Annotated in this window: 23 protein-coding genes; 8 read left to right on the top strand and 15 right to left on the bottom strand. The window is 54.1% G+C overall.

The window, feature by feature from the left end:
- The first annotated feature begins 28 nt into the window (after positions 1–28).
- The 3 genes from dapF to TURPA_RS20785 are packed head-to-tail and all read left to right on the top strand — an operon-like array spanning position 29 to position 3,870.
- Complete coding sequence (gene dapF, locus TURPA_RS20795) at positions 29–898, top strand: diaminopimelate epimerase (RefSeq protein WP_014805242.1); 870 nt, start codon at positions 29–31, stop codon at positions 896–898.
- A gap of 41 nt (positions 899–939) precedes the next feature.
- On the top strand, positions 940–2,490 hold the full coding sequence (gene purH / locus TURPA_RS20790; RefSeq protein WP_014805241.1) for a bifunctional phosphoribosylaminoimidazolecarboxamide formyltransferase/IMP cyclohydrolase: 1,551 nt from the start codon (positions 940–942) through the stop codon (positions 2,488–2,490).
- A gap of 45 nt (positions 2,491–2,535) precedes the next feature.
- Positions 2,536–3,870, top strand: a complete 1,335-nt coding sequence (locus TURPA_RS20785; RefSeq protein ID WP_014805240.1) for a class I SAM-dependent RNA methyltransferase — start codon at positions 2,536–2,538, stop codon at positions 3,868–3,870.
- A gap of 2 nt (positions 3,871–3,872) precedes the next feature.
- Here the strand turns inward: TURPA_RS20785 and TURPA_RS24100 are convergent, their stop codons facing one another.
- From TURPA_RS24100 to TURPA_RS20715, 14 genes are all read right to left on the bottom strand, one after another.
- Positions 3,873–4,178, bottom strand: coding sequence for a hypothetical protein (locus tag TURPA_RS24100; RefSeq protein ID WP_245536800.1), 306 nt, complete (start codon positions 4,176–4,178; stop codon positions 3,873–3,875).
- 341 nt (positions 4,179–4,519) lie between these two features.
- Positions 4,520–5,551 carry a uroporphyrinogen decarboxylase gene (gene hemE, locus TURPA_RS20775; protein WP_014805238.1) on the bottom strand — a complete coding sequence of 344 codons (1,032 nt, stop codon included), beginning with the start codon at positions 5,549–5,551 and terminating at the stop codon, positions 4,520–4,522.
- 2 nt (positions 5,552–5,553) lie between these two features.
- Positions 5,554–6,252, bottom strand: coding sequence for a response regulator transcription factor (locus TURPA_RS20770; RefSeq protein WP_014805237.1), 699 nt, complete (start codon positions 6,250–6,252; stop codon positions 5,554–5,556).
- A complete protein-coding gene (locus TURPA_RS20765) occupies positions 6,249–7,316 on the bottom strand; it encodes a sensor histidine kinase (protein WP_014805236.1) in 1,068 nt (355 codons plus the stop codon). The genes TURPA_RS20770 and TURPA_RS20765 overlap by 4 nt, the downstream gene beginning before the upstream one ends.
- A gap of 3 nt (positions 7,317–7,319) precedes the next feature.
- Complete coding sequence (locus tag TURPA_RS20760; protein WP_014805235.1) at positions 7,320–8,666, bottom strand: aspartate aminotransferase family protein; 1,347 nt, start codon at positions 8,664–8,666, stop codon at positions 7,320–7,322.
- The gene (locus tag TURPA_RS20755) at positions 8,663–10,402 is read right to left on the bottom strand and encodes a hydroxymethylbilane synthase (RefSeq protein WP_014805234.1); all 1,740 of its coding nucleotides are present in this window, start codon (positions 10,400–10,402) and stop codon (positions 8,663–8,665) included. The genes TURPA_RS20760 and TURPA_RS20755 overlap by 4 nt, the downstream gene beginning before the upstream one ends.
- A 2-nt stretch (positions 10,403–10,404) precedes the next feature.
- On the bottom strand, positions 10,405–11,676 hold the full coding sequence (locus TURPA_RS20750; RefSeq protein ID WP_014805233.1) for a glutamyl-tRNA reductase: 1,272 nt from the start codon (positions 11,674–11,676) through the stop codon (positions 10,405–10,407).
- Positions 11,677–11,759: 83 nt separating this feature from the next.
- Positions 11,760–12,950, bottom strand: a complete 1,191-nt coding sequence (locus tag TURPA_RS20745) for a glycosyltransferase family 9 protein (protein ID WP_014805232.1) — start codon at positions 12,948–12,950, stop codon at positions 11,760–11,762.
- Positions 12,951–14,171 (bottom strand): type II secretion system F family protein, encoded by a 1,221-nt coding sequence (locus TURPA_RS20740; protein WP_014805231.1) that lies wholly within the window; start codon positions 14,169–14,171, stop codon positions 12,951–12,953. It abuts the gene before it with no gap.
- Positions 14,172–15,869 carry a type II secretion system ATPase GspE gene (gene gspE / locus TURPA_RS20735; RefSeq protein ID WP_014805230.1) on the bottom strand — a complete coding sequence of 566 codons (1,698 nt, stop codon included), beginning with the start codon at positions 15,867–15,869 and terminating at the stop codon, positions 14,172–14,174. It abuts the gene before it with no gap.
- Positions 15,870–15,873: 4 nt separating this feature from the next.
- Positions 15,874–17,928: a secretin N-terminal domain-containing protein gene (locus TURPA_RS20730; protein WP_014805229.1), complete on the bottom strand. Its 2,055-nt coding sequence runs from the start codon at positions 17,926–17,928 to the stop codon at positions 15,874–15,876.
- A gap of 225 nt (positions 17,929–18,153) precedes the next feature.
- On the bottom strand, positions 18,154–20,034 hold the full coding sequence (locus TURPA_RS20725) for a penicillin-binding transpeptidase domain-containing protein (RefSeq protein ID WP_014805227.1): 1,881 nt from the start codon (positions 20,032–20,034) through the stop codon (positions 18,154–18,156).
- A complete protein-coding gene (locus TURPA_RS20720) occupies positions 20,031–20,573 on the bottom strand; it encodes a S26 family signal peptidase (protein WP_014805226.1) in 543 nt (180 codons plus the stop codon). Before TURPA_RS20720 ends, TURPA_RS20725 begins: the two co-directional genes overlap by 4 nt.
- 3 nt (positions 20,574–20,576) lie before the next feature.
- Positions 20,577–21,143, bottom strand: a complete 567-nt coding sequence (locus TURPA_RS20715; RefSeq protein WP_014805225.1) for a hypothetical protein — start codon at positions 21,141–21,143, stop codon at positions 20,577–20,579.
- Positions 21,144–21,182: 39 nt separating this feature from the next.
- Here TURPA_RS20715 and TURPA_RS20710 point away from each other — a divergent pair, with 39 nt between their 5' ends.
- Genes TURPA_RS20710 through TURPA_RS20700 form a run of 3 tightly spaced genes read left to right on the top strand, consistent with a single transcriptional unit; the run spans position 21,183 to position 23,148 of the window.
- Positions 21,183–21,410, top strand: a complete 228-nt coding sequence (locus TURPA_RS20710) for a hypothetical protein (protein ID WP_041948744.1) — start codon at positions 21,183–21,185, stop codon at positions 21,408–21,410.
- A gap of 9 nt (positions 21,411–21,419) precedes the next feature.
- Positions 21,420–22,553, top strand: a complete 1,134-nt coding sequence (locus TURPA_RS20705; RefSeq protein WP_014805223.1) for a pyridoxal phosphate-dependent aminotransferase — start codon at positions 21,420–21,422, stop codon at positions 22,551–22,553.
- 25 nt (positions 22,554–22,578) lie between these two features.
- Positions 22,579–23,148, top strand: coding sequence for a hypothetical protein (locus TURPA_RS20700; protein WP_014805222.1), 570 nt, complete (start codon positions 22,579–22,581; stop codon positions 23,146–23,148).
- Between the two features lie 3 nt (positions 23,149–23,151).
- Here TURPA_RS20700 and TURPA_RS20695 read toward each other — a convergent pair whose 3' ends face one another.
- Positions 23,152–23,898 (bottom strand): SIR2 family NAD-dependent protein deacylase, encoded by a 747-nt coding sequence (locus tag TURPA_RS20695; RefSeq protein WP_014805221.1) that lies wholly within the window; start codon positions 23,896–23,898, stop codon positions 23,152–23,154.
- A gap of 91 nt (positions 23,899–23,989) precedes the next feature.
- Here TURPA_RS20695 and TURPA_RS20690 point away from each other — a divergent pair, with 91 nt between their 5' ends.
- Positions 23,990–24,379 (top strand): DUF1304 domain-containing protein, encoded by a 390-nt coding sequence (locus TURPA_RS20690; RefSeq protein WP_041948743.1) that lies wholly within the window; start codon positions 23,990–23,992, stop codon positions 24,377–24,379.
- A gap of 90 nt (positions 24,380–24,469) precedes the next feature.
- Complete coding sequence (locus TURPA_RS20685; RefSeq protein WP_014805219.1) at positions 24,470–24,862, top strand: STAS domain-containing protein; 393 nt, start codon at positions 24,470–24,472, stop codon at positions 24,860–24,862.
- Positions 24,863–24,865 lie beyond the last annotated feature (3 nt).

Genomic DNA, 24,865 nt, shown 5'->3' with positions numbered 1-24,865 from the left:
ATCAGATTTTACGCCGCGAGGGGCTTGAATGAGTGGTTCTAAAGCATTACGTTTCGCTAAACTTGAAGGTCTTGGCAACGATTACCTTTTTACAGAAGATTCCCCTAAGAATCCTCAGCGGGCAGCGCGTTTGCTCTGCGACCGTCATTATGGTGTAGGCGCAGACGGTCTGGTGCTCATCATGGCGCCCGACAACAAGAACGAAGCTGATTTTCAAATCCGCATTTTTAATCCCGATGGTTCTGAAGCAGAGATGTGCGGTAATGCCATTCGCTGCCTCGGCAAATACCTTTACGATCGTGGCAATACGAAGAAGCAAGAGATCAACGTGCAGACAATGCGTGGCATTATCCCGTGCATATTGATGGTGCGCGATGGCCGCGTTTACCGTGTCAAAGCCGACATGGGCGAGCCGATTCTCGAGCGCGCGAAAATACCCATGGTGTGCGCTGCAGGCGAAGAAGAGAAAAAAGTACTGAAAGAAAAAATCTATCTCGAAGACCACAACACGTTCGAGTTCATGGCGCTTTCGATGGGTAACCCCCACGTCGTGATCTGGGTTGAAGATGTGGATAATTTTCCGGTCGGCAAGTACGGCCCGATGATTGAAAACTATTCGCTTTTTCCCAACCGTACGAACGTGCATTTCATTCAAATGGTCGATGAAGACCATATCAAGCAGCGCGTCTGGGAGCGTGGTGTCGGTGAGACGCTTGCTTCGGGTACCGGTGCGTGCGCCGCTGTCGTTGCGGGTGTACTCTCTGGTAAGATTAAGCGCAAGGCAAAAGTCGAACTGCGCGGTGGCATTCTCGAGATCTACTGGTCAGAGAAAGACAACCATGTTTATATGACTGGCCCTTGCAAAGACGTCTTTGAAGGCCAGACGCTGCTCATTTGATTTTTATCCATGGGCAACCCCATGGGTAAAAATTTCGCACTATGAATAATTTAGTCCCCCTGCGGCGAGCGCTGGTTTCTGTTTCAGACAAAACCAGCCTCAAAGAATTTGCCGCAAAACTCGATGCGCTCGGCGTCGAGATCTATTCGACAGGCGGTACCCTCAAGTTTCTTCGCGACCAGGGTATCAAGGCGGTTGCCGTCGAAGATTACACCGGCTTTCCCGAAATGATGGATGGCCGGGTTAAGACGCTGCACCCGAAAGTCCATGGGGGATTTCTCGCGCGCCGCGATCTGCAATCGCATCTCGAGGCGGCACGCCAACACGACATTAAACTTTTTGACCTGGTGGTCATTAACCTGTATCCTTTTGAGGCGGTGACCGCCAAAGCCGATACCAGCTTCGAAGAGGCCGTCGAGAACATCGACATCGGCGGCCCGGCGATGGTGAGATCGGCTGCAAAAAATGCTGCGTCTGTCGCGATTGTCGTGTCGGCAGACCAGTACGCCGAAGTCACGGCTGAGCTCGATCAGCATCAGGGCGCAACAACCCTCGCGCTGCGCGAGAAGCTGCGCCTCGCAGCGTACCGCCGAACTGCCGCCTATGACTCAGCAATTGCGGCATACCTCGAAGAGAAAAATGGCTCACAGGCAATGCGCCTGAGTCTTGTCGAGAAACAAGGCCTTCGATACGGGGAAAATCCTCACCAAAAGGCGTCGTATCTTGTCGAAGTGGGCAAAGACGTACCGTGGAAACAGCTGGCCGGCAAAGAACTGTCATTCAATAACATTCTCGATCTTGATATTGCAATCAGGCTCGCCGCCGATTTCGCAGAGCCGGTCTGTGCGATATTTAAGCACACGAACCCATGCGGTGTCGCGACAGGTGATGACCAGGCGCAGATTCTGCAGTACGCGATGGATGCAGACCCGGTAAGTTTTTTTGGTGGTATTGTGGTGTTTAACCGACCTCTGGAAAAAGCTGCCGCGGAAAAATTAGCTCCGCATTTCTTTGAGCTGATTATTGCTCCTGAATTTGCCGAAGGCTCTTTCGAAATTCTCGCCGCGAAGAAGAATCTGCGGCTCATCACGGTGGATTTTGCGCGGCTCGAAGCTGCCAAAACCAAAGACCTGCGCTCGGTGCCAGGGGCCGGCGGCTATCTGCTTCAGGACCAGGACCTGCCGCTCTGGAATGAATCGGACATCAAACTCGTCTCGAAAGCACCGGCAGACGCGCAGACGATGAAAGATCTGGCGTTCGCGTCGCGCGTTGCAAAATTTGTTAAATCGAATTCGGTCGTGTTTGCTTCAGGCGGTCGCAGCCTCGCGATTGGCGCCGGGCAGATGAGCCGCATCGACAGCATACGCATTGCAGAAATCAAGGCGGCCGATGCGAAGCTGTCGCTGAAAGGCTCGGTGATGGCGTCTGAGGCGTTCTTTCCATTTCGTGATAGTGTCGATACCTGTGCGAAAATGGGCGTGCGTGCCATTGTACAGCCGGGCGGCTCGATAAAAGACGCAGAAAGTATCGCGGCGGCCGATGAGCATGGCATGGTTCTGCTGTTTTCGGGTATGCGGCATTTCAGGCACTGAGCCTTGGGTAGCTATGGAATTCCATAGCTACCGCTGTAGAATTCAATGAATATTCGTAAATTAAAGCCGGGTGCTTTCGTCGAACTCGAATGCCGGCACTTTGTAGCAGAGGGGCTCGGCTTATCCTATTTCGCTGATGACAGCGAAAAAGAAAAATTCAAGCCCCATGTGTTCTTCATTTGGGGTGTCTTGCCGGGCGAACGGTTTATCGCGCGCATAGCCAAGGTAAAATCAAAGGTAGCGCACGGCATTCTGGCCTGGCGCGATGAGCTGCCTGTTGATATATCGGGCGATTTTGCACATGAGACCTGGGCTCTACGAAATCTTGCCGCCGATCGCGCGAAGCCAGAATGTGACAACTATCTGCGCTGTGGTGGCTGTCGTATGCAGCATATGAGTTATCAACAGACGCTTGTTTACAAGCAAGAATGGCTGAGGGCGCAGCTTGCGCGCAATAAGGTAGAGGTACCAGCTATGGATTTCCGTAGCCTGCCTAAAGAGGCGAGGGTGCACTACCGGAATCATGTGCAGGTACATATCAACAAATTCGGCACCTACGGTTTCTACGAGCCGATGTCGTACAGAACACGGGCGTTTCCCGAGCATGGTTGCCTTATTTTCGATGAAAAACCCCTGAGGCAGAGTTTTCCCGCGTTTCCTGTTGAGGTGCGGGCTGCCCGCATTCGCCAGAATACGGACGGAAATGCCGTTTTTACGGTGCTGAATTCGAAAGAAGAGCAACGTGTCTCTGCCCGATATTCAATTCAATGGCCAGAAACACGAAAGATCGATATCGATTTTCCTGTGACGAATTTTTTTCAGGCCAATCTGCGGGCCATACCATTCTGGCTGTCGACGATCAGCGCGTTTTTCGAGAAGGCAGCGATCAACTCACCTCGTGTACTGGAATTATTCTCTGGTTTCGGATTCATTTCGCGAATGCAGTCGCTGGTGCGGCCGATGCAGGTTCTCGCCCTCGATATTCTGACCAAAGACCAGGTCGAGAAGGTCAGGTTTTCAGAAAAAGGTACAGATATCGAATCTGCATTCATCAACCACTATAGAACAGTTGATTTGTTTCTGCCGCAACGAGTTTCTGAAGCTATTCAGGAAGAAATTCTAATTTTTAATCCGCAGATTCTGCTCATCAATCCGCCTCGTGCGGGACTTCACCCTGAAATGTGGGAGAAATTGCGTGCGAAAGCCTTACAAAATTTTAGTGGCCCGATCATCTATTCATCATGCGACGCGGCAACGATGGCTCGCGATCTTGCAATCTTTGCCTCGGCTGGCTATTCGATTCGCGAAATGCAGGCTTTCGATTTCTTTCCGTGGACGCACCATTATGAAACGGTTACGTACCTGGAGAAGCAGGGCTAGACCTACCACCAGAACCAGGGAGGAAACGAAGCGAAGGCAAAACGCCTGAGTGCCGGATTGTGCTCATGGTTCAGTGCAGCGTAGGGGACAGACATCCAGCGCTTGGTGCCAAGTTGGAAAAGTATCAGTGGGCCGATAAATCGTTTGCTGCGGTTTTCCATAGCTAATCTTGGCAGGTATAACCAAAGGGCCAGCCGAATAAAGGCTGATACCGTCATGTTTAAGCGCATCGCAGCCAAGCGTAATAGGACTACATCCTCACCATAAAGACAGATCATATGCCGGTGGCGACTCTTAGAAACTGCCATATCCCCGCGTATTTGAGGCATTAGCCTGCGAAATAAAGCCGTGTTCCGAAGGCGCTCCGGTTCGGCCAGACGAAAGACACAGAAGCGGCTGATCGTCGAATAGGTGCAGCCGCGGGCCGTAGCCAAGTGAACCAGGCGTCGCCAGATTCTGGGACTGAGGTGAACTTCCCATATGTCGTTTATGGGGGTGGGCTTGTTTTTCAAGAAATCAGGCTGTCTTTGGCATTTCATAGTCTTCTAACTATTAAATACCAGAAAACTTCGGATTTTTCTCACCCCAACTGAAAAAAGTCAGCAATTCGAATAGAAGTTAGCTACGGATTTTCGTAGCCAGCATTCAACTACGTTCTGAAATTCTGAACTGTTTCGACCATCGCCTCAACGCAAGCAAGATTGGCCTGCGGAGTGATTCCGTGGCCCAGATTGAAGACGTGACCTGCAATTCCCGACCGCGCGTGCAAAATTCTGCTCGTTTCCAGGCGCACCGATTCCGCTGACCCCTCGAGTGCCGCCGGGTCTAGATTACCCTGAACGCGGATGTCAGAAAGGCTTGCGATATTGATTCGCCAGTCGACAGATAGCATTGCATTGGTTCGCCGTGCAAATGGTCTGAGCACGTCGATATGCAGAGAGGCCCCTTTGTCGTAGAGAATAACCGGAGCATGAGGAGATATTGCGTTTACGATTCTTTCGACATGCGGAAGAATCTTCATCTCATAGGTCTCAGGCGAGAGAACGTCTCCCCATGATTCAAAGAGTTGCACTGCCGAGGCACCTGAATCCACCTGTAGCTTGAGGTACTCGATCGTACAATCGGCCACTGCACTCATCATGCTATGGAATTCCGCAGCATGGGTGAGCATATAGGCTCTGGTCTTGTTGTGCGTTTTTGACGTTGTACCTTCGAGCAGGTAGCTGAGCAGGGTGAAAGGCGATGCCGCAAACCCAATGACTGATTTCTCCTGAGGTAAAGCTGAGCGCACCTGACGAATTGCCTTGAGAAAGGGCTCAAATTTGTTTCGGTTTGCCAGAAGCCGCTTCGCGTCCAGCTTCGATCTGTCGGGCTCGTCGCTGCTATGGAATTCCAGCGCTGGCCCGCCGGACGCGAAGTTGAACGGAATTTCAAGTCCGTTCAAAATCGTCATGATGTCGGCAAAAATCACTGCCGCATCAAGATCAAACCGCCTGATCGGTTGCAGTGTGATTTCCGTTGCGACATCGGCGTCCGCCAACATCTCGTCGAAGCTCAATTTTTTACGCACTTCCCGGTATTCTGGCAGGTACCTCCCCGCCTGGCGCATGAACCAAATCGGCGTACGATCAGTTTTTTCGCCGCGCAGCGCGGCATCGAATCTGTTGCTGTGTTTTTCCATAGCTATCCGCGCTTCAGCGCGTATCCTTTGCGTGGTATAGTAATAAAGAAGACAGGTTCTTTTGGCTCGGGCTCAAATAGCTTACGAAACTTCAACACGTAGTTATCCAGATTGCGCGACGTCAGATTCTTTGTGGTCGCCGATATCGCGGCCTGCAATTCTTCACGTGAAACAATCCGGTTGGGATTTTCCACGAAATAGAGCAAAGTTGCTGTTTCAGAAGGAGTCAGCTTGTGCTCCTTCTTGTCGCGCACGACCATATTCAGCTGTGGGTCGAAACGCCCGGCGCCGATCTGAAAATCTGATTGAGTATTGCCGCTGTCAGCCTGGCGCAGCTGTTCAAACAGATTTTCAATTTTGAGTAACAGGTGGTTCAGATTAAAGGGTTTGATAATGTAGTCGATAGCTCCCGACGCAAAAGCCTGATCGGTATGGGCTTCTTGCTCCGAAGCGGTCAACAGAATTACCGGCAACATATGGTTCGAGGCACGCAAGTCTTTCAGCAGCGCGAGGCCGTTTTTTCCCGGTAGCATGATATCGAGCAGCAACAGATTATAACCGGCATCAGCCTTACGTTCAAACTGCTCGGCGGTAAAGAACGCCGAAACCTGATAGCCTGCGCGTTTGAGATTTTCTGCGAGTAGTTCGCGAATCGAGTCATCGTCTTCGACGATCGCGATATGTTTTCTCTGCCGGTTCATATAATTTTGAGCTCAAGCCGGGCGGTCACTATACCCTCTGCGGATTGCGAAAGCTGCAGTTTACCCGAGGCCCTGCGCACAATGCGTCCACACAAATACAGACCCAGGCCAAAACCAGGTGTGTTTTGCACGAGAGTCGAACCCGAGCGCTGAAAGATTCGCCCCAGCTTTTCGAACTCTTGTGCGGGTATGGGCGCGCCTTTACTCCGAACATTGATGACCAGCCGTTTCGCGGCGACGGCTGCCGTAATTTCAATGGGGCCGCTGCCATATTTGAGGGCATTTTCGAGCAGATTGCGAACAACAAAATGAAACAGTGGGTCGCTCATGCCAATGGTAAAATTTTGGGCGGTTGCAACGTCGCGGCGAATGCGCGTAATCTGCTCTGGCGCGAAATCGGCGGTACAGACTCTTGTTATGTAGTCATCGAGGTCGTCGACCTGAGTTTTCCTGGCGCCGGCACCGGTCGAGAAGGTTTCGGCGAGAAATCGAATGTGCTGTGCCAGCTTTGATATTTCAGAAAGGCCCGTTTCGATCGCCGCGAGCGTCTTGGCTTTCGCACGCGGCTTTAGAGTTTCGAGAGCCAGCGACAGCGATTGCAGCGGTTGCCGCAATTCATGTGTCGCGAGAAGAATCGTCTCTTCAACTTGTTTTCGCTGCAGGCGCTCGCGGGCAAAAATATATAAAAAGAAAAGCTGGCCTGAAAGCAGCAGAACGATAAAGAACAGCTGTTCGTACAAAACCATACGCTGTCGGTTTTTCAGCCTTTCTGCGGCAAAATCCGCTGCGCCTGGCTTTACGCGAATGGGTTTGCCTGGTATGAAATAGCGGCTTGCGAGTTTTTCATCCTGTGCCAGCACCAACTCGTAGAATTCAGCAGTGGCCGTCTTGTTATTCTTGAGCTGAGATTCAATGTAGCCGTATTGCACTTCAAGGTTGTGCGAGAGCAGGCGCTGCCACCAGACCAGCAATACCACAACCGCCATTAGCGACAGCGCCATCAGCAGAGTCCAGCCTGAGAACAGTGAAATTCGGGTTATGGTATTCTTCGCTGTGCGGGGCATGGGTCAGAACGCCGCGATTTTATCAGGCAATTCGGCAATAACCTTCTTGAGCGCTGCGACAAAAGCTTCGATATGCCTTGGTTTCATCGCCGCGTTCAGAAATCCTACTTCGTAAGCTGACGGCGCCAGGTAAAAACCCCGGTCGAGCATCGCATGAAAGATGCGCGCATAGATAGTGGCGGCAAACGGTACAATCTGCGTCACCTGCCGCACCGGCGCGGTCTCGCCGGCATTGTGAAATGACAGCCAGAAGAGAGAGGCATCGCGCACGAGTCTGATCTGCCAGTCGCGGCCCGCAAAGAGGGGAGATATCCCGTTCTGAAACGCGGTCTCGAGCTGCACGCCGAGTGATTCGAGGTAGCGATAGGTCGCACCGCGGCGGCCGGCGAGTTGTTCAAGCGCTGCAAGACCCGCGGTCATCGCCAGCGGGTTGCCCGAAAGTGTTCCCGCCTGGTAGACAGGCCCTTGGGGTGCCAGATGATCCATGACTTTCTGCGAGCCAGCGATAGCGCCGACGGGCAGGCCACCGCCAATGATTTTGCCGTATGTAATGATGTCGGGAAAAATCTGTTCGCGCCCGGTGTAGCCGCCGAACCCGAGACGAAAACCACTGATGACCTCGTCGAATATAACGAGAATGTTATGGCTGCGGCAGAGCGTCACGAGGTATTCAATGTATGCCTTACGCTGTGGCAAGAGGCCCGCGTTGGCGGGTAAAGGTTCGATGATGGCGCACGCAATCTGCTTGCCAAAGTTTTTGATCGCTGCGTCGAGCGCTGCAGAATCGTCGAGCGGCAGAACGAGCGTATTGCGTACGATGTCATCGGGCACACCGGGAGAACTCGATTCGGCGATGTTGCCCGACAGTGTCAATAACCCAGAACCTGCACGTGCGAGAAGTGCATCGTTATGCCCGTGGTAGCATCCCTCAAACTTGATCACCATCGGGCGCTGCGTGATGCCGCGCGCGAGGCGCAGCGCAGTCATCACGGCCTCTGTACCCGAGCTGACGAACCGCACCTTTTCAACAAAGGGAAGACTTTCCGTGATAAATTCGCCAAGCTTAACCTCTGCTTCGGTAACGGCGCCGAAGGTTGAACCTTTTAGAGCAGCGCGGCGGGTTGCCTTTACAACTTTTCGGGGTGCATGCCCGAGAATCAGCGGACCCCAGCTGCTGAGAAAATCGAGATACTTGTTTCCATCTGCATCGACGATATGCGTGCCTTTGCCGCGGTTGATGAACACGGGGTCGCCACCCACAGATTTAAATGCCCTTACCGGCGAATTGACACCACCGGGAAATACCCGCAGCGCGCGTTTCCAGAGTTTTTCTGATCGTTTTCTTTTCACTTGGTGTTTTCCTCTTCGATGCGCATTAACGCCGTGTCGCCCTCAATTTCCCTGAGGTATTCAGTAAATGAAGCTGCATTGCTCTTGTGGTAGATGCGGTATCCAGCCGTCTCAACGCATTCCGCAGCTGACTTACCGAAGCACGAGATGTTCGCTGTAGGGGCAGATGCCAGCTTCGCGAAGCGGATGAATGCCTCAGCAGAGGCACGGCTCGTGAGGCAGTGCAGCGCGGTATTTTGCGCGACGGCTTGGCCGAGCGCCGTATAATCTGCCGCGAGTGTCTCTGGCTCTGCCGGCAGATTCTCATAAACGCAAAGGAAATCGATTTCGCTGTCTATGGCTGCGATCGCCTGCGCACGCCCAAGACCTGAAGCTGACCCAAGCCATAAGACGCGCTCTTTGTTTTCGCCGCGCATTCGGGAATATGCTGCGCCGAAACCCTTTTCAGCACAGCTTTCGACGCGCGAACCGGCGAATGCCAGAGCCACGTATTTCGCGGTCTCTTCGCCCGCCGCCCAGAGGTTAACCTTGCCGCGAATTGGGCTTGCCTTTAACCAGTCAGCGGCAGTTTTTGAACTCACGAAAATATGGCCATACTGGGCAGTCTCATCAAAATGAGGATGCAGCAGGTTCTGCTTCAGCGCCCGTACGAAAGTCCATTTCTCAGAATGTGCTGCCGGTGGCTCGCTGAGTCCCCACCAAAAAAAACGCTCGAAACCGTGCTTGGCCTCGGCGACAAGTGGCCCGGCATCTTCGCGCGTGTTTCGCCGCAAAAATACGGAATCAAAAAATGCCGGCGGGCTCGTCTGCGATTTTCTGCTGTAACAGACGGTTACCTGCAATCCGTTGCCGGCCCTCAGCGCCGACACACCGAGAGGGGCATGGCAGCCTGTGCCCAAGGCCGTCATCAGCTGGCGTTCGAGGCCGACGCGTTTGGCGATGTGTGCATGGCTTTCGAACAGCGCGCGCAGTTTTTGGCCGAGCGTCTGCTCACACGCCGCACTCATTTGCAGCGCGAGCACACCCTGGCCCGGCGCCGTGGGAAACACCGCCTCATCAAGTTCTTGTATCGTCACGCCGTCGTCGAGGTACTCGGTGAATTCGCCGAGTTCGCGCGCGACTTTTTCAGCGATCGACGATTCGAGCAGGTTCGCATAGGCTTCGGGTGCCAGCTTTGCGAAATTGCGAACGCGAAAAATGCCTGCGCCTGCAATTAAAATCGCGTTCATGCCGGCCTCGCCCTGCCTCAGCTTGCGCAGGCGGGTGACGATATTGCCGCGAAGCGTTACGGTAGTTGCTTCGGGCAGGGCGTGTTGCAGCTGGTGAATTCGGCGCAGCGAAGAGGTTCCGATAATCTGCCGCGCCTGCGCCGCGTGTTTTAATGTCACCAGAATGTCGGCACCAGTCTGTTCTGAAAAAAATATCGGATCACTGACCCCCGCGACCGGCTCCGTCGGCAGATCTTTGAAAGAGTGCACGGCGATATCGGCCTTGCCATTCTGCAGTGCATCGTCGAGTTCGCGCGTGAAAAATGCCCGACCTTCTTTGGGCGCCGCAGCTGCTGCCACGTCGTAGAGAGGCGCATCGAGTTTGATATCACCCGATGTCTTGAGTGTGAGAATTTTGACTTCTGCGCCATGCGACTGCAAGAGCAGCGCCGCTTCGATGCTCTGCGCCAGCGCGAGCAAAGAATCGCGCGATGCCAGGGTGAATGTTTCGCCGGCGAGCAGGGCCACGGTCAGGCAGGGCGCTCGGCGCCGCCGGCTATCAGATCAAGAATCATTTCACGGTGCGATGCGAGAGCGCGGCGTTGCTCTTTTTTTAAGAAGTCGTACATGATACGTTTTTGCTTTTCGTTCAGCGCCGCTTCATTCGCGAGCTTGTGCCATTCAGTCTGCGTCTGTGTCGTTTTACTTTCGAGGTAAGACTGCACGACATCGGCGTTTTCGCGGTAGAGCAGATCGAGCCACAGCTGGTAAACGGCGCGCCTGATAATCGGCTCGGCCGCGCGTGCCGATGCGGCCCGCTCGCCACGTGCAACCTCAGAAATCTCTTGCAGCGTCTTCAGTGAAATTGACCGCGCCGCATAACGCCTGGCTGCCTCGGGGGCGAGGTTTGCCGGCAGTGACAGGTCAACGAGTGGTGCGCCCGCGAGCAGCGTTCTCGCGGCTTCTAGCCGTTCAATATCTTGCTCTAAAATAACGGGTTCTGCTGCGCTCGACGCCAGAACCAGCGTGCCCGCTGCAAACTCTGGCGGCGATTTCTGCAGCTCGGCGAGTGTAATTTCTCTGAATTTTTGCGGTTCTGCCTCGATGAGCGCGCGCATTTCGGCGTTCATCGCGCGGCCGAGTTCGCGGCGCACGAGCAAGAACCGCGACGCACCACGGCGCATGGCAAACCGTGCAACCTTTGCCGACATTTCAGAGGCGCCAACGAGAATGACTGCTTCGCCGATTGGGTTGAGGCCCCGATCTGCAATCTGCGCCTCGACGAGGCTCATCAGAGAATACCAGTTTTCTGAAATACCGGTAGTGGTGCGTATCTTTTTCTGCGTTTCCAGTGCCTTACGTGTCAGCGTCGCCATTGAGCCTGAAATCCACCCGGCCTTTTCTGCGTACGCAATATCGCGCTTCAGCTGCCCGGCGATCTGCGTCTCACCGAGTGCGAGGCTCTTGAGCCCGCTGGCAACCGCAATCATGTGCTCGAGCACGGCCGGCCCACCCAGCAGGCGCGGCTCGCGCCTGAGCATGTTGGCAAATACCGGTGACAAGGCGCTGAGCGCCGCATCGCGTAGGGCGTCAGCGCTCGACTCTTCAAACTCGGCATATACTTCGATACGATTACAGGTCGCCATATAGAGCAGAGAACTGAGGGGGGCTGGCAGGGGCGTGCCAGCCATGGTGGTGTAAAATGCGCGCGAATCGGGAAAGTCAGACAGATCGCTCAGTGCATGCGTCGCGATGCTCAGCGAATAGGCCCGAAAATTACCCAATATGGCGGTCTGCGGCATAGGCGATGGGCTATACCCGAATGCGCAGACGAGAGCTAAACGCAGAGACGTGCTTGTGTCACGAACATGTCAAAAACGCCCGCCTATTTGCGGCGCTGAGCCTTTTTTGACTTCTTGCGCGCCGGCTTCTTGGCGGCCTTGGCCATGCGCGGTGCGGGTTTTGGCTTCCAGAAGGTCACCGAATTTGCCGCAGATTCGACGGTGATGCCCGCCGTGCAGGGGTAATAGGCGCAGCGCTTCAGGCGGCATGCGACACAGGCAACGGGCAGCGAGGTCGAGAGCAGGTGCTGCGACAGGCGCACGTTTTCGTTGAAAGGCAGCGTACGCCAGCGGCGCGGTGAGGCCGTCTTGTTCTGAGGGTAAAATCCGGTATGCGGGGTTTGAACCAGCGCTGCCAGGTGCAATGGCCCCGACGAATTGCCAAAGAAGTGCTGAGCGCCCGCGATCAGAACTGCTGTCTGCACGAGATTCAGGTCTGCACGAATTTCGACCGACGGTATAGTGCCGAAATATGCGTGCAGCGTTTCGTGGTCTTCGCGATCCCCGATGACGACGGTGCGCAGATTCTGCGCCGAAAAATGCCGCGCGAGCGCCTGAAAGTTCTCGAGCGGCCATACGAGAGCGGTGCCAGAGCGTTTATAAGGATGCATAACGATATAACGGCCCTTGCTGAGCGGGGTGGCAAGCTGCGGCAATTCAACGCGCGGAAAGCGAAACATATTTACAAGCCGCAGCGAGCGCAGAATCTTAAGGTTGAGCTGAAATTCAGCCTGCGACGACTTGCGCCGGGGAATATAGTACCACAGATTGAACTTCAAGAAAAACGAACGCCTGAGCGGCCCGAGGCGATACGGTATTCCGGCTGCCTGAATCAGTTCGGCGCTGGCCTTTTCGGCGTACGAAAAAATCGCCAGATCGAAGCGATACGCAGAAATTTCGCGCATCAGGTTCGTGTATTCGGTCTCGAGCTGCAGCTTCGATTTGTTTTTGCGGTGGCGTTTGAGCAGGCATCCCGGGTCGAGAATCCAGCCGTCGATTTCGGGCAAGAACGACGCCATGCTGTGCAGCGACCGTGATGCGAGCACGTACACACGCGCATGCGGTAACTGCGCCTTAATCGCCGAAATTATCGGCAAGGTCAGAATAAAGTCGCCCATGCCGTCGTTGCGCACGATCAGAATTTTGGGCGGTATCACCTTGCGCAAGAAGATGCGGCGCAGCCTCACGAGACGCCGTCTCGCACCTGAAAAATACGCGAGAAGCTTTAGCCACATTCACTTAATATATTCGGTCATCTTGTACATCGGCAGCATCACCGCCGCCATGATCGCGGCAACGATACCACCCAGAAAAACAATCATAATCGGTTCGAGCGATTGCGTCATGCGCCTGACCGCGCTGTCGACTTCAGATTCCATTATTTCGGCCGCTTTAATCATCAGTTCTGCCAGTCGATCGGTACTTTCACCGGCCGCAATCATACCGCGCGCCATTTGGGGCAGAATCACCGAGTTCTTGAGCGACTCGCGTAGCGATGAACCTTCTTTAATCTGCTGCGAGGCAATCGTCAGCTCTTCGACGAATATCGAATTTGTCACGGTCGCCGAAACGATCTTCAGTGCATCGAGTAGCGGTACCTGACTTTCAATGAGAATTCCCATATTGCGGCAGAAAAGGCCCACCTGAATGCGCCTCAGCAGGCTGCCGAAAAAAGGTATCTTCATGATCATGCGGTCGCTTTTCATCTTGCCTTCTTTCGTTTTGCGGTAGCGCACAAAGGCGTAGATGCCGCCGAAAATTGCGAGAATCATCACATACCAAAAAGCAGAAAAAAAGCCTGAAAGCCCGATGACCACGCGGGTAATGAGCGGCAGTTCAGCCTTAAAGCCGCTGAAAAGATCGCTCAGCTGCGGCACAACCGAGGTCATCAGAAAAAAAACGACCGCAACCGAGATGACCAGCATAAAGCCTGGGTAGATCATCGCGGTAATCGCCTTGGCCTTGAGTTCTTCGTTGCGCTCTTCTAAATCGGCGAGGCGTTTCAGCGTCGGCTCGTAGTTGCCGGTCGCCTCGCCGACCCGTATCATGCTTTCATAAACCGGCGGAAACACATTTGCATGTTGCTTGATCGCTTCTGAGAGCGACTTACCCTCGATCACCTGCTGTTTCATTTCCTGAACGATTTTTCTCAGGTGCGGGTTCTCTGTCTGCTCGCTGATGTCAGAAAGTGCCTCGTTCAAGGGAATGCCCGCGCCGAGCAGCGTACCGAGCTGTCGGCTGAAGATACCGGTCTCTTTGCGCTTGATTCGATAGAGAAACGCGCTCAAAAAGGGAAAAAGTTCGCGGTCGCGCTTTGCCGAATCTTCGCGAATTTCACGCACATAAAGATTCTGCGTCTTGAGTTTCTGCGTCGCGGCCTGCGGCGAAAGCGCTTCGATGACACCCGTGACCTTTTGCCCGGTGTTGCTGAATGCCGTGTATTGGTAATGCGCCATTTACGTAATGCGCATCGCCTCATCGAGCGACGTGATACCGAGAATTACCTGGCGCAGGGCGGCATTGCGCAGCGTGACCATACCTTCGCGTATAGCTTCGTCTTTCAGCTCGTCAAGAGACACGCGCGCGAGCACGAGTTCGCGCAATTTGGCCGTCAGCGGCATAAATTCATAAACGCCCATTCGGCCGCGGTACCCTGTGTTCATGCACTCTTTGCAGCCATTGGGTTCAAAAATCTTGACCTTGCCTGTCGGGGCAGTGGCCTTTTTCTTGTTAGAGATATAACTGAGGCCGAGCGACGTCAGGTCTTTGACATTGACGGTCTTGGGCTTTTTGCAGTGCGTGCACAGCCGGCGCACGAGGCGCTGCGCCATAATGCCGCGGCAGGTTGAAGTAACCAGAAATGGCTCGATACCCATGTCGATGAGTCGAGTGACCGCAGACGGAGCGTCATTGGTGTGCAGCGTTGAAAACACAAGGTGACCCGTGAGTGATGACTGAATCGCAATACGCGCGGTCTCTTCGTCACGAATCTCGCCGACCATGATCACGTCAGGGTCTTGGCGCAGAATCGATCTTAATCCTTCTGCGAATGTAAAACCAATCTTCGGGCGCGCCTGAACCTGGCCAATACCGTCGATCTGGTATTCGATCGGGTCTTCGACCGTGATGATGTTGCGTTCGCTGCTGTTGAGACGGGTCAGCGCAGCGTACAGGGTTGTCGTTTTACCCGAACCCGTGGGGCCGGTAATCAGTACAATGCCGTTCGGCTGGTTGATCGTTTCGACGAAGAGGTCATAGGTATCTTTTTCAAAGCCGATCGATGCGAGCTCGTATTTCGAAGCAGTACGGTTCAGAAGGCGCAATACGAGGCGTTCGCCGTGCTGTGTCGGCAGCGACGAAACGCGTATGTCGATGTCGTTGCCGCTGAAGCGCAGGCGAATGCGACCATCTTGCGGCAGACGGTTCTCGGCGATGTTGAGGTTCGCCATGATCTTCACGCGCGAAATCACGCCGTTCTGTACCGACTTCGGCGGTGCCATCATCTTATGCAGAATGCCGTCGATACGAAAACGAATGATGAAGTCTTTTTCCTGCGGTTCGAAGTGAATATCCGATGCCTTTTCGTTGACCGCATTCGACAAAATCATATTCACGAGCTTGATGATCGGCGCCTGGTTGGCGAGTTCTGTAGAATCGTGCAGGTCTTGAATGTCGTCGAGCAGCTCGAGTCCGTCGCTCATGCCGAGGTCGGTGTCTTCGGCGCGGCTCTTCGCTTCGTAGACGTTATGTATAACACGCAAAATTTCGCTTTCGCGCGTCAGCACGGGTTTAACGTCGTAACCCAAAAAGAGCAGCCTGAATTCATCGAGCGGATGCAGAATCGAAGGGTCGGTCATCGCAATACGAATCTCGCGATCTTCGATGAAATAGGGCACCACACGGTATTTCTGAACGAACTTCAGCGGCACCTTGTCGGTCAGTTGCTCGATATTTTTGGGTTCAAGCTTTTCAGCGAACTCCATTTCATACTGTTTCGAGAGCGCTTTGAGCGCGTCTTCTTCAGAGATCAGGCCTTTTTTGATGAGAATCTGCCCGAGTTTGTAGGCAGATTTACGCTGCAGCGTCAGAGCTTTTTTCAGCTCATCTTCTTCGATCAAACCCTCTTCGACCAGAATGTCGCCGAATCGTCGCATAGGCTTAGTCGATGGTGCTGCGCTTGTATTCTTTGATCTGGTTCTGGCGCTGGTCTTCGGTTACCTTGTCAGCAATGGCGCGGTTCGTGACAATGTGAGGAGTGATAAAGACCATGAGGTTCGTGCGCTTATTGGTTGTGCCCTGGCGGCGAAACAAATAACCCAGTAGCGGCAAATCGCCGAGAATCGGCACCTTTTTCATGTCGGTGCGGCGGTCGTTGCTGACGAGGCCGCCGATGACAATCGTCTGGCCGTCTTGCACGCGCACAAAGGTTTTGATGTCTTTTTTGCCGATAATCGGGTTGCCCGAATTCGAGTCAGTCGAGGTGATACTTTTCACTTCTTGAAACAGGTTCAGCATCACCATGCGGTTCTTGTTCACCTGCGGCGTGAATTTCAGTTTCACACCCACCGGACGGTATTCAAAACTGCGCGACTGGCTGATCGCACCGACGGCAGTCGAGATGGCGTTCACCTGCACAGGGCGGTCTTCACCGACGTTGATCTCTGCCTCTTGGTTGTCAAGCGTCAGCACCTGCGGCGCCGACACCACAAGAAAGTTCGAACGCCCGATGTGCGCATTCAAGATGCCGAGAATATTCGTGATCGAATCGTTTACAAAAGTCAGTGTCAGGCCGGGCAATGTTGTCGGTCTTGAGGTATCGATCTGCCCTGTTGTTGTGATATAACCCGAACGCGTTGCGATCTGCGTGCTGTTGAACTGTGCGCCGCCCTGTTTGCCGGCGAGCCAGTCGATACCGAATTCATTCGTATTGTCCAGGCCCACTTCGACAATCAGAACTTCGAGCAGCACCTGCTGGCGCTGCAGGTCAATCCGCTTTATCAGGCTCTTCACGAGTTCAAACTCGTCATTGGTGCCGACAAAAATGATACTGTTGGTTTCTTTGTGGGCGATGACGTCGATTGGCTTCTTCTGTGTGTTTGCCTGAGTAACCGCCGGTGCAGGGGCGCTGCCCGGTGCAGCGGTAGGGGGGGCTACCGGTTCAACTGGCAGCTGCACTTTCTTGAGCGTAGCCTCGACGTTCTCGGCCTGCATGTTTTCGAGCCGGTAGACGTGCACACTGCCTTCGACCCGTACCTTGCCGCAATCAGGGTCTTTGACCTCGTCGCATTCAGGCGGTGGGCCCTGGTAGTCGATGAGGTTCGCAATGCGAATCAGCCGGTTGACCTCAAAAAGGCTACCTGTTATAATCAGCATATTGATGTCGTCATAATCGACAAGGTCTGTGTTAGCGCTCGTCAGGCGCTTCAAGATCGCCGAAAGCCGCGAGGGTTTGCCGCCATAAACCGGCAGTATCTGAGTGACCGGCAGGTCGCTCTTGATCGCCGTGTCTTTGACCTCTTCGCGCCCGAGGTATATGAGCGGGCTGCCAGCAAGAGCATCTTTAATGGCGACCACGCGTATCAGGTTCTCATTTTCTTCGACAATGCCAAAGCCCTTGATGGCGAGCATTGAATAGAGATAAGGGTAGGCGAGCGATCGCGGTATCTTGTACGGTGAAATCACCGTAATCTTGCCTTTGACTTTTTCGTCGGCGATAATATTCTTGCCGATGATCTTCGAGAAGATCTTTAAAATATCCTGTATTTCTTGGTCGCGAAAGTCGGGTCTGAATGAACCACCCTCTTTATCTTTGTCTTTTTTCGCGCTCTTCTTTTCGTCTTTTGCCGCTTTGGCCTCAGCCTTCGCCTTTTCTGCGTCTGCTTTCGCTTTTGCAGCTTTTTCTGCTCTGGTTTCGGCTTTAGGTTCTTCGGCCTCGTCATCGGCCTTCGCTTCTTTTTCGCTTTCGGTCGCGAGCTTTTCCAGCTGCGCGTCGCTCGGGCCGGCTTCGCTGCTTTTGTCTGCTTTAGCAGGTGAGGATTTACCCCCCTTCTTTGCTGGCGCGGCTTCTGCTGGCGGCGCGGCAGGTTTTTCAGCCGGTTTTGGCTCAGGTGCCGCCGGCGAAACCGATGGGTCTGAATCTTGCGCCGACAGCGCCACGGCTGCGATTAAGGCAAACAGCAAGACCTTGAGGCTGTGTGCGAACAGCGGTTTCAAGGGGAAATCCTCATTGGTACGGAATTTTTTGAAATGGCGAAGATGGGCACTGACGAAGCCTTGGCTTTCGCCACTGACCGGGACAGAGATTTACCGACAAGCGTTATCAATTGGCTATTGCGCACTGGTTTCATTCTGCCTGCGGGTCTACAGAGAGGTGACGAAGAAAAGGGCAAAAATCAGACATAACTTTTTCGCACTCTGCCGAAAGACCGCACCGTATCTTTATTCATCGGGAAATCCGAGCTTGAAATTGAAGCTATAGGGTGCATTTATCTTCGCGCCGGGCTCGGGCGATTGCTGTACGACATAGCCGGCACCGTTCACCTGGTGGTCGCCCGGAAACTTCGACAACACCTGAAACAGCAGCTCTTTCTTGCTGAACCCCCTGAAATCGGGCATCGTGTTCTTGTCGCCGGGGGCAGGGCGGGGGGCCGACGCCACAGATTGGTATTGCGGTGTCGGCAGGGGTTTGACTGTGCTGACTTCACCCACGTGAATTGCGGGTATAATTTCGCGCAGAACACGGCGAAATGCCGGGGCTGCGACCGTTGCACCCTGGTGGTATTCGCCACGCGGTTCGTCAAACATGAGCATGATCGTGATTTCAGGCTTTTCGCACGGGAAAAAACCCACGAACGATGCCTGGTATTTTTTGGCGTCGTAACCCTTGCGGGTTGATTTGATCGACGTGCCGGTTTTGCCACAGACGTCGAATTCTTTCAGGCCGAGATCGGCGCCGGCACCGGTTCCGCTTTTGACAACTTCGCGCAGCGTTCGGCGAATCTGTTGCGCGTTATCGACGCTCGCGACACGGTATTTTTCCTGGGGTACAAATCGTTCGATTACGCGACCCTGCGCGTCGCTCACCTTGTCGATGATCATCGGCGGCATGAGTTTTCCGTCATTCGCGATCGCATTGGCGGCAAGGGCGAGCTGCAACGGTGTGACGCTGACACCGTGGCCGATGGGTATCGACATCTTGAGGTAATAGTCCCAGTCTTTCGGGCTCGCGAGGTAGCCGCGCGCCTCGCCGGGAAGTTGAATTTCAGAAAGCGTGCCGATGCCGAAGGCCTTCAGATTCTCGTAGAGTTTCAAGACCGGCAGCTGCCACGAAGCGGTGATCACTCCGAAATTGCATGAGTTCTTCATCACGTCGGTGAAATCCTGTATGCCGTGTTCTCGCGTGCAGCTGACACGACGGCCCTTGTAATCGAAGTACCCCGGACAGTTGTATTTCTGGTTCGCATTCAGCAGGTTCTCGCGCAGCAGCGCAGCCATGGTGAAAATTTTGAATGTTGAACCTGGTTCATACTGAAAACTGATCGGCAGGTTCTTCCAGTTTTCTTCGGGAAACTTATTCGATTGGTTCGGGTCAAAATCGGGCTGCGAAGACATCGCCAGAATTTTTCCGGTTTGCGATTCGATGATTACACCCATCGCGTGCTTCGACATACTGTCTTCGAGCCCGGCCGCGAGCGTCTTTTCGAGCTGGTGCTGCACATAAGAGTTGATCGTCAGGTGCACATTCTGGCCGATGAAATCCTGGCTGTCGGTGCGCAGGTGGCTGAGAGTCTGGTTCTGGCTGAATTCGATACCTGACAAACCTTCGCCGTCGAGTCCCGTGAAGCCAATAATCTGCGAGGCGAGCTTCTGGTTTGGGTAATAGCGGTCGGGTTCGTTTTGCAGCACGAGCCCGGCGAGATCGAGTTTTCTGAGCGGCGCCGCCTCTTCGAGCGGCATCTTGCGTTTCAGGTAAAAGAACTTGTCACTCGTCTTGATTTTTTGCACGAGCTCAGCCTTAGGCGTGCCCGTGACGCGCGCGAGAATATCAAGACCTTCGAGCTGCAGCCGCGCTTCAAGAGGTTTAATACCAACCGAAACCGTGTCGCGCGAGATTGCAAGCTCGTGGCCACGCGCATCAAAGATAACACCGCGCCTGACTTTCTGCGCCTGTTCGAGTACTGACTTCGGCAAAGGTGAGGCGATCGCGAGTTCTATCGCGCGAAACGCGAGCACGCCAAAAAGCAGCAAGAAAGCAAGCAGCGCTACTTTGTAGCGCAGCGCAAACTCTGACTGTGTGCGTTGTTGTTTGCCGTCAATCATTTGGCGTTATGTTTTATAGCGTGGGCCTGCAGCTGCAGCGCCGGCCACAGCACCTCGCCTTCAACCAGTTCAAGCGGCACCGGGCCAAACTGCCGCGAGTCGACCGAAACATCGGTGTTGCTGCCGACAAAGAAACAGGCGTTGTGTGCGTCCATCGGCATGGGCAAAGGCACGTCTGTTTCAACCCGGTTGGGTTTACCGTCTGTAAACCACATTATGTCTCTTCTGAGGCTTGGCATCGCCTCTGCAAATGGCACGGCAAACTTTACCAAACGCAGATTCTTCTTATGAGGATGCCTAAAGACATAGGCGCGGCCAGCTTCGCACGGCCTGCAGGCAAAACCGACTTTGGCGCCGGGCAGGTGCAGGCAGGGTGCAAAGCGACTGAATACCACGCGCTGCCCCGGTTTCAGATAGGGCAGCATCGATTCATTGCTGACGCGCGCGATATCAACGATCGTCTCTTTAATAAAGTGAGCGAACAGCCAGGCGGCGCCGAGCGAGAGCAATACCAAAATCAAGAAGCGCCGGCTCAGCATTATTCAGTTGGCGGTCAGGTGGTAACTGATGCGCTGCCCTGCACGAACTGTATCAACTTTGAGGGCCTTGCGCGAGCCGAGCGTGAGCCATATACCCAGATTACGCAGCGGCTGGTTGACCGTTTCTCCGTCGAAATGCGTTATGCAGTCGCCGCTCTGTACACCCAGTTTTGTGAAGGCAGTGCCGGGCGCGACGATGCGCAGGCAGAGTGCAGGCACATCGCCAAGCACCTTCCAGCCGATGCGGCCCCAGCTCTGGGCCAACTTCGGGTTTGCCTCGACGAGGCGTTTGAACGCCTTAAACGAAACCCGGGCATCGACGCGATTACCCCCCGCCGAGGTTTTTACCTGAGAGATGAGAGCCACGTTTTCGCCCTGGGCTGCCGGGGCCTTCTCTGTTCGCCCGGAATCTGGCGTGGTAAGTGTGTCATTCTTTGCCGCCGCAAAGCTCGCGGCCAGCGAGCGCAATACGAGGTATTCGCGCACGAGCACTGCTGCTGCGATTGCAAGCAGCAATGCCACCGTAATCGCGAGGGGCTTCAAGTAGCGTTTGTGTCGCGTTGCCTGCATTCTTCTTGACGCACCACTTTCTTTTTGCTTAACCCCGTCATGCGAAAAAGTGCTTTAATACTTCTCATGCTCGCCGCATTGCTGCCTGGCTGCGGCAAATCAGAATGCAAAAAATACACCGAACATTTCTGCAAAGATGCCGCTTCGCCGCAGTGCGCGTCGGCAATTGAGAAGGTCAAAGACTTGTCTTCTAACCAGTGCCGTATCGAGCTCAACCAGCTGCAAATCGACGAACAGTCTAAACGGCTTGAAGACGAACTCAAGTAGCAAAACGCGATGCGAGATATCTACGCGCCGCGCATTCACGGCATCGATACGAGTGAAATCCGTAAGGTTTTTGACCTTGCCGCAAAAATTCAGAATCCGCTGAATCTTTCGATTGGCCAGCCCGATTTTCCCGTGCCGGCCGCCGTGAAAGAGGCAATGATTCAGGCGCTCACCGATAACAAGACTGGGTATACGCCTACTGCAGGGCTTGTTCAGCTGCGCGAGGCCATCAGCACATACCTGAAACCCAAAATCGGATTTGAAACCGAACCTGACAATGTCATCGTTTCAACTGGTGTTGCTTCGATACTCTTCTTGTTATTCCAGACATTGGTTGCCAAAGACGACGCGGTGCTGCTGCTTGATCCGTACTTTCTTATTTATCCGGCGCTGGTGAAGTACCACGAAGCGCAGCAGTATACTATTCCTGAGAGTTTTGACGAGGCCGATGTCAATTCGCTCAATGACCGGCTCAAAAAAGACGGCAAAAAACTGAAGCTCATCATCTTTGCTTCGCCTTCAAACCCGACGGGCAAAATTCTGAGCGAAACGCAGCTGCGGCTGCTTTCAAACCTCGCCGACGAGCACGACGCAGTGATCGCTTCTGATGAAATTTACGAGGCATTCGACTATGAGAAGCGCCACGTCAGCATGGCGAAGCTGAGCCCACACCGCACGCTGACGCTCAATGGGTTTTCAAAAAGCCATGCGATGACGGGGCTGAGGGTCGGTTACCTCGCAGCGCCACCTGCGTACGCGGGTATTGTGCAGAAAATGGTCACGCTGCAACAATACACGATGGTCTGTTCGCCGCATGCGATGCAGTGGGGCGCCATCACTGCGCTGAAGACCGGCATCGATGCAGAGCTGTCGGTGATGCGCAAGCGCCGCGATCTGGTTTATGGCATTCTCAGCAAAGTCACGAAGCTGCCTTATCCCGACGGGGCATTTTATGTTTACCCTGACGTGCCAATCGACTCAGCCGATTTTGTTACCCGCGCGATCGAGCGCCGTCTGCTGCTCGTGCCAGGTTACATCTTCAGCGCCAACCGCAATTCAATTCGTATCAGCTACGCCACGCGTGAAGACATTCTTGAAGAGGGAGCCGGTATCTTCTGCGACATGGTACGTGAACTGGGTTAATCCTCATCTTTAAACAGGAGATTTTATGCCAAAGGCCTTTGCGTTCGTAACATTACTGCTCGCTGCAGCTCCACTCATTGCGCAGGATTTTGAAAGTGAAGAAGAGGTGCAGGCACAGGTCAAGCCTGCGCGGCCACGGCGTGAAGCGAGGCGGCCTACCTGCGGCGAATTTGCCTTCGGCCAGGGTTGTCTCGGTTTTGGTCTCGGGCCGGTTATCTCGAGCGACGGCAAAGGGCTCGTTTACGGTGCGGCAGCAGGTCTGAATTATTTTGTCATCGATCGCCTCTCGCTCGGTGTAAATGCGGGCGCGATCTTTGCTCCTTCTTACCGTGATTATTCCGTCGGCCCCGCGCTGACCTATTTTATCGGCCCATTCGGAGGTTATCTGTTCACGCCTTCTTACAGCGCCACGAAACATTTTCTGCGGGGCAGCATCAACGCCGAAGGCTGGGCTTACGGCCCCTCGATCGGCGTAATGACCAATCTCGTCGGCCGCATCTATTGGGGCATATCAGTCGGTTATTACACCTTTCAGGTTGAGGGCTACAAAAGCAGCGACTGGAGCTGGTCGCCCACAGTGTTTATTCCTTTCTGATAATCAGAGCAACTCAGCGATGCGGGGTAGAATCTCTCCGGCTCTGCCGCGCAGGTAAATATCGTTCGCATAATGCCCGTGACCTTCATCGACATTGATTTCGATCACATGGCCTTCGCGCCGCCGCACCTCGACTGCAAAGCCGGCTGCGGGGTAGACGCTGCCCGAGGTGCCGACCACCACTATTGCATCGCAGATCTGCAGGCGTTCATAGATCGGCTGCAGCACATTGGCCGGTAAGGCTTCGCCAAACCAAACAATGTCGGGCCGAAGGGTGGGTTCAGCGCAGGTGGCGCAGGGTGTTGTCGGCAAGATATCACCGCGATTTTCTGTAATGTCGCCGCAGGCAGTGCAGCGGGTGCGGTAAATATTGCCGTGCATCTCGAGAATATTTTCGATGCCCGCTACGGCATGAAAGCCATCGACGTTCTGCGTCGCGGCGAGAAGGGTCGGTATTTTGCGTGAGATATCAGCGGCTGCATAGTGCGCCGCGTTCGGCTGCTTCTCTGCAATGAGGCGTTTACGCCAGTTATACCAACTCCAGACCAGAGCCGGGTCGCGTGCGAACGCCACGGGGGTGGCGAGGTCTTCTGATCTGTAATTATTCCAAAGTCCATCTGCACCCCTAAACGTCGGTATACCACTTTCTGCCGAGATGCCGGCACCACTGAGAAAAAGGGGAGCGCGCGCCGAGCGCAAGGCCAGCGCCGCACGCTCAACCTTTTCTGTGAGCTCGCTTTCACTTTTCATGTCTGCCAGTCGCTGCGGGTTTTCTGCGTCGTAAAGCCACTCGGGTCAATAGTTTTCGTTGACAAAGCGTTGAGTCATGCCTGTGGGTGGTATGGATATAACAATACAGATTCTGGCTGGCATCGGTGCCTTTATGCACATCGTGTTCTTTGTGTTTGAGAGCATTCTCTGGACAACACCGGCAGTGCGAAAAATTTTTCAGCAAACCGAGGCGGATGCAAAAACGACACGCCTCATGGCGCTGAATCAGGGCTATTACAACCTGTTTCTGGCAATCGCGACTATCGCAGGCATTTGGCTGCTCTTCTATACCACAACGAGCCAGGCGGTCGGTTCGGCGGTTCTCACTGTCAGCCTGGGCAGCATGGTAGGTGCAGCGCTCGTTCTCTTGTTCTCAGCAGGCGCAAAAATGATTCGCGGCGTTATTCTGCAGGGGCTGGCCCCGGCAATCGCGCTCGCGCTTCTCTGGCGTCCACTTTAGGCGTGATCGGCTGAGGGCGAAGCCTTCAACCGATCAATTTCTGTTAGACGAGGGGTAGAAAAAAAAATTTATGCCCCGCTACGTAATATTATGCAGGTAAACAAAAGCGAAAGTAAATGGCTTGTGGTCATCGAAGACCAGGATAACAAGCTCGGGCTCATCAACATGATTCGCCATCTCGACAAGGTCGTGAGCGAACTCGAAATGTCAAAAATTCCGAATTTGCTGCTTGAGATCGATCTGGCGAAACTCAATTCAGCGAACTCAGAGCTCATCGCAAAATTCGTCGAGTTACAGAGTATTCTCGTGCGCACCGACGGTCGCCTGAATGTCATCAACGCCAACCCTGAACTCAAAAGTTCGTTCGATGTTGTCATGCTCGATAAAATCATTCCGATTCAATACGTCGGTCAAGAAGACCCGGGTGAAGACGGTTATGCATACGACGACTACGAGTTGCCAGACGATGGCGACGACGAATAGCGC

This window comes from Turneriella parva DSM 21527 (assembly GCF_000266885.1).
GTDB classification, from domain to species: domain Bacteria; phylum Spirochaetota; class Leptospiria; order Turneriellales; family Turneriellaceae; genus Turneriella; species Turneriella parva.
This window is presented reverse-complemented; position numbering and strand designations above follow the sequence as displayed.

Coding starts and splice junctions, on each gene's coding strand:
- dapF (WP_014805242.1), top strand. CDS start 29: ATGAGTGGTTCTAAAGCATTACGTTTCGCTAAACTTGAAGGTCTTGGC.
- purH (WP_014805241.1), top strand. CDS start 940: ATGAATAATTTAGTCCCCCTGCGGCGAGCGCTGGTTTCTGTTTCAGAC.
- TURPA_RS20785 (WP_014805240.1), top strand. CDS start 2,536: ATGAATATTCGTAAATTAAAGCCGGGTGCTTTCGTCGAACTCGAATGC.
- TURPA_RS24100 (WP_245536800.1), bottom strand. CDS start 4,178: ATGGCAGTTTCTAAGAGTCGCCACCGGCATATGATCTGTCTTTATGGT.
- hemE (WP_014805238.1), bottom strand. CDS start 5,551: ATGGAAAAACACAGCAACAGATTCGATGCCGCGCTGCGCGGCGAAAAA.
- TURPA_RS20770 (WP_014805237.1), bottom strand. CDS start 6,252: ATGAACCGGCAGAGAAAACATATCGCGATCGTCGAAGACGATGACTCG.
- TURPA_RS20765 (WP_014805236.1), bottom strand. CDS start 7,316: ATGCCCCGCACAGCGAAGAATACCATAACCCGAATTTCACTGTTCTCA.
- TURPA_RS20750 (WP_014805233.1), bottom strand. CDS start 11,676: ATGCCGCAGACCGCCATATTGGGTAATTTTCGGGCCTATTCGCTGAGC.
- TURPA_RS20745 (WP_014805232.1), bottom strand. CDS start 12,950: ATGTGGCTAAAGCTTCTCGCGTATTTTTCAGGTGCGAGACGGCGTCTC.
- TURPA_RS20740 (WP_014805231.1), bottom strand. CDS start 14,171: ATGGCGCATTACCAATACACGGCATTCAGCAACACCGGGCAAAAGGTC.
- gspE (WP_014805230.1), bottom strand. CDS start 15,869: ATGCGACGATTCGGCGACATTCTGGTCGAAGAGGGTTTGATCGAAGAA.
- TURPA_RS20725 (WP_014805227.1), bottom strand. CDS start 20,034: ATGATTGACGGCAAACAACAACGCACACAGTCAGAGTTTGCGCTGCGC.
- TURPA_RS20720 (WP_014805226.1), bottom strand. CDS start 20,573: ATGCTGAGCCGGCGCTTCTTGATTTTGGTATTGCTCTCGCTCGGCGCC.
- TURPA_RS20715 (WP_014805225.1), bottom strand. CDS start 21,143: ATGCAGGCAACGCGACACAAACGCTACTTGAAGCCCCTCGCGATTACG.
- TURPA_RS20710 (WP_041948744.1), top strand. CDS start 21,183: ATGCGAAAAAGTGCTTTAATACTTCTCATGCTCGCCGCATTGCTGCCT.
- TURPA_RS20705 (WP_014805223.1), top strand. CDS start 21,420: ATGCGAGATATCTACGCGCCGCGCATTCACGGCATCGATACGAGTGAA.
- TURPA_RS20700 (WP_014805222.1), top strand. CDS start 22,579: ATGCCAAAGGCCTTTGCGTTCGTAACATTACTGCTCGCTGCAGCTCCA.
- TURPA_RS20695 (WP_014805221.1), bottom strand. CDS start 23,898: ATGAAAAGTGAAAGCGAGCTCACAGAAAAGGTTGAGCGTGCGGCGCTG.
- TURPA_RS20690 (WP_041948743.1), top strand. CDS start 23,990: ATGGATATAACAATACAGATTCTGGCTGGCATCGGTGCCTTTATGCAC.
- TURPA_RS20685 (WP_014805219.1), top strand. CDS start 24,470: ATGCAGGTAAACAAAAGCGAAAGTAAATGGCTTGTGGTCATCGAAGAC.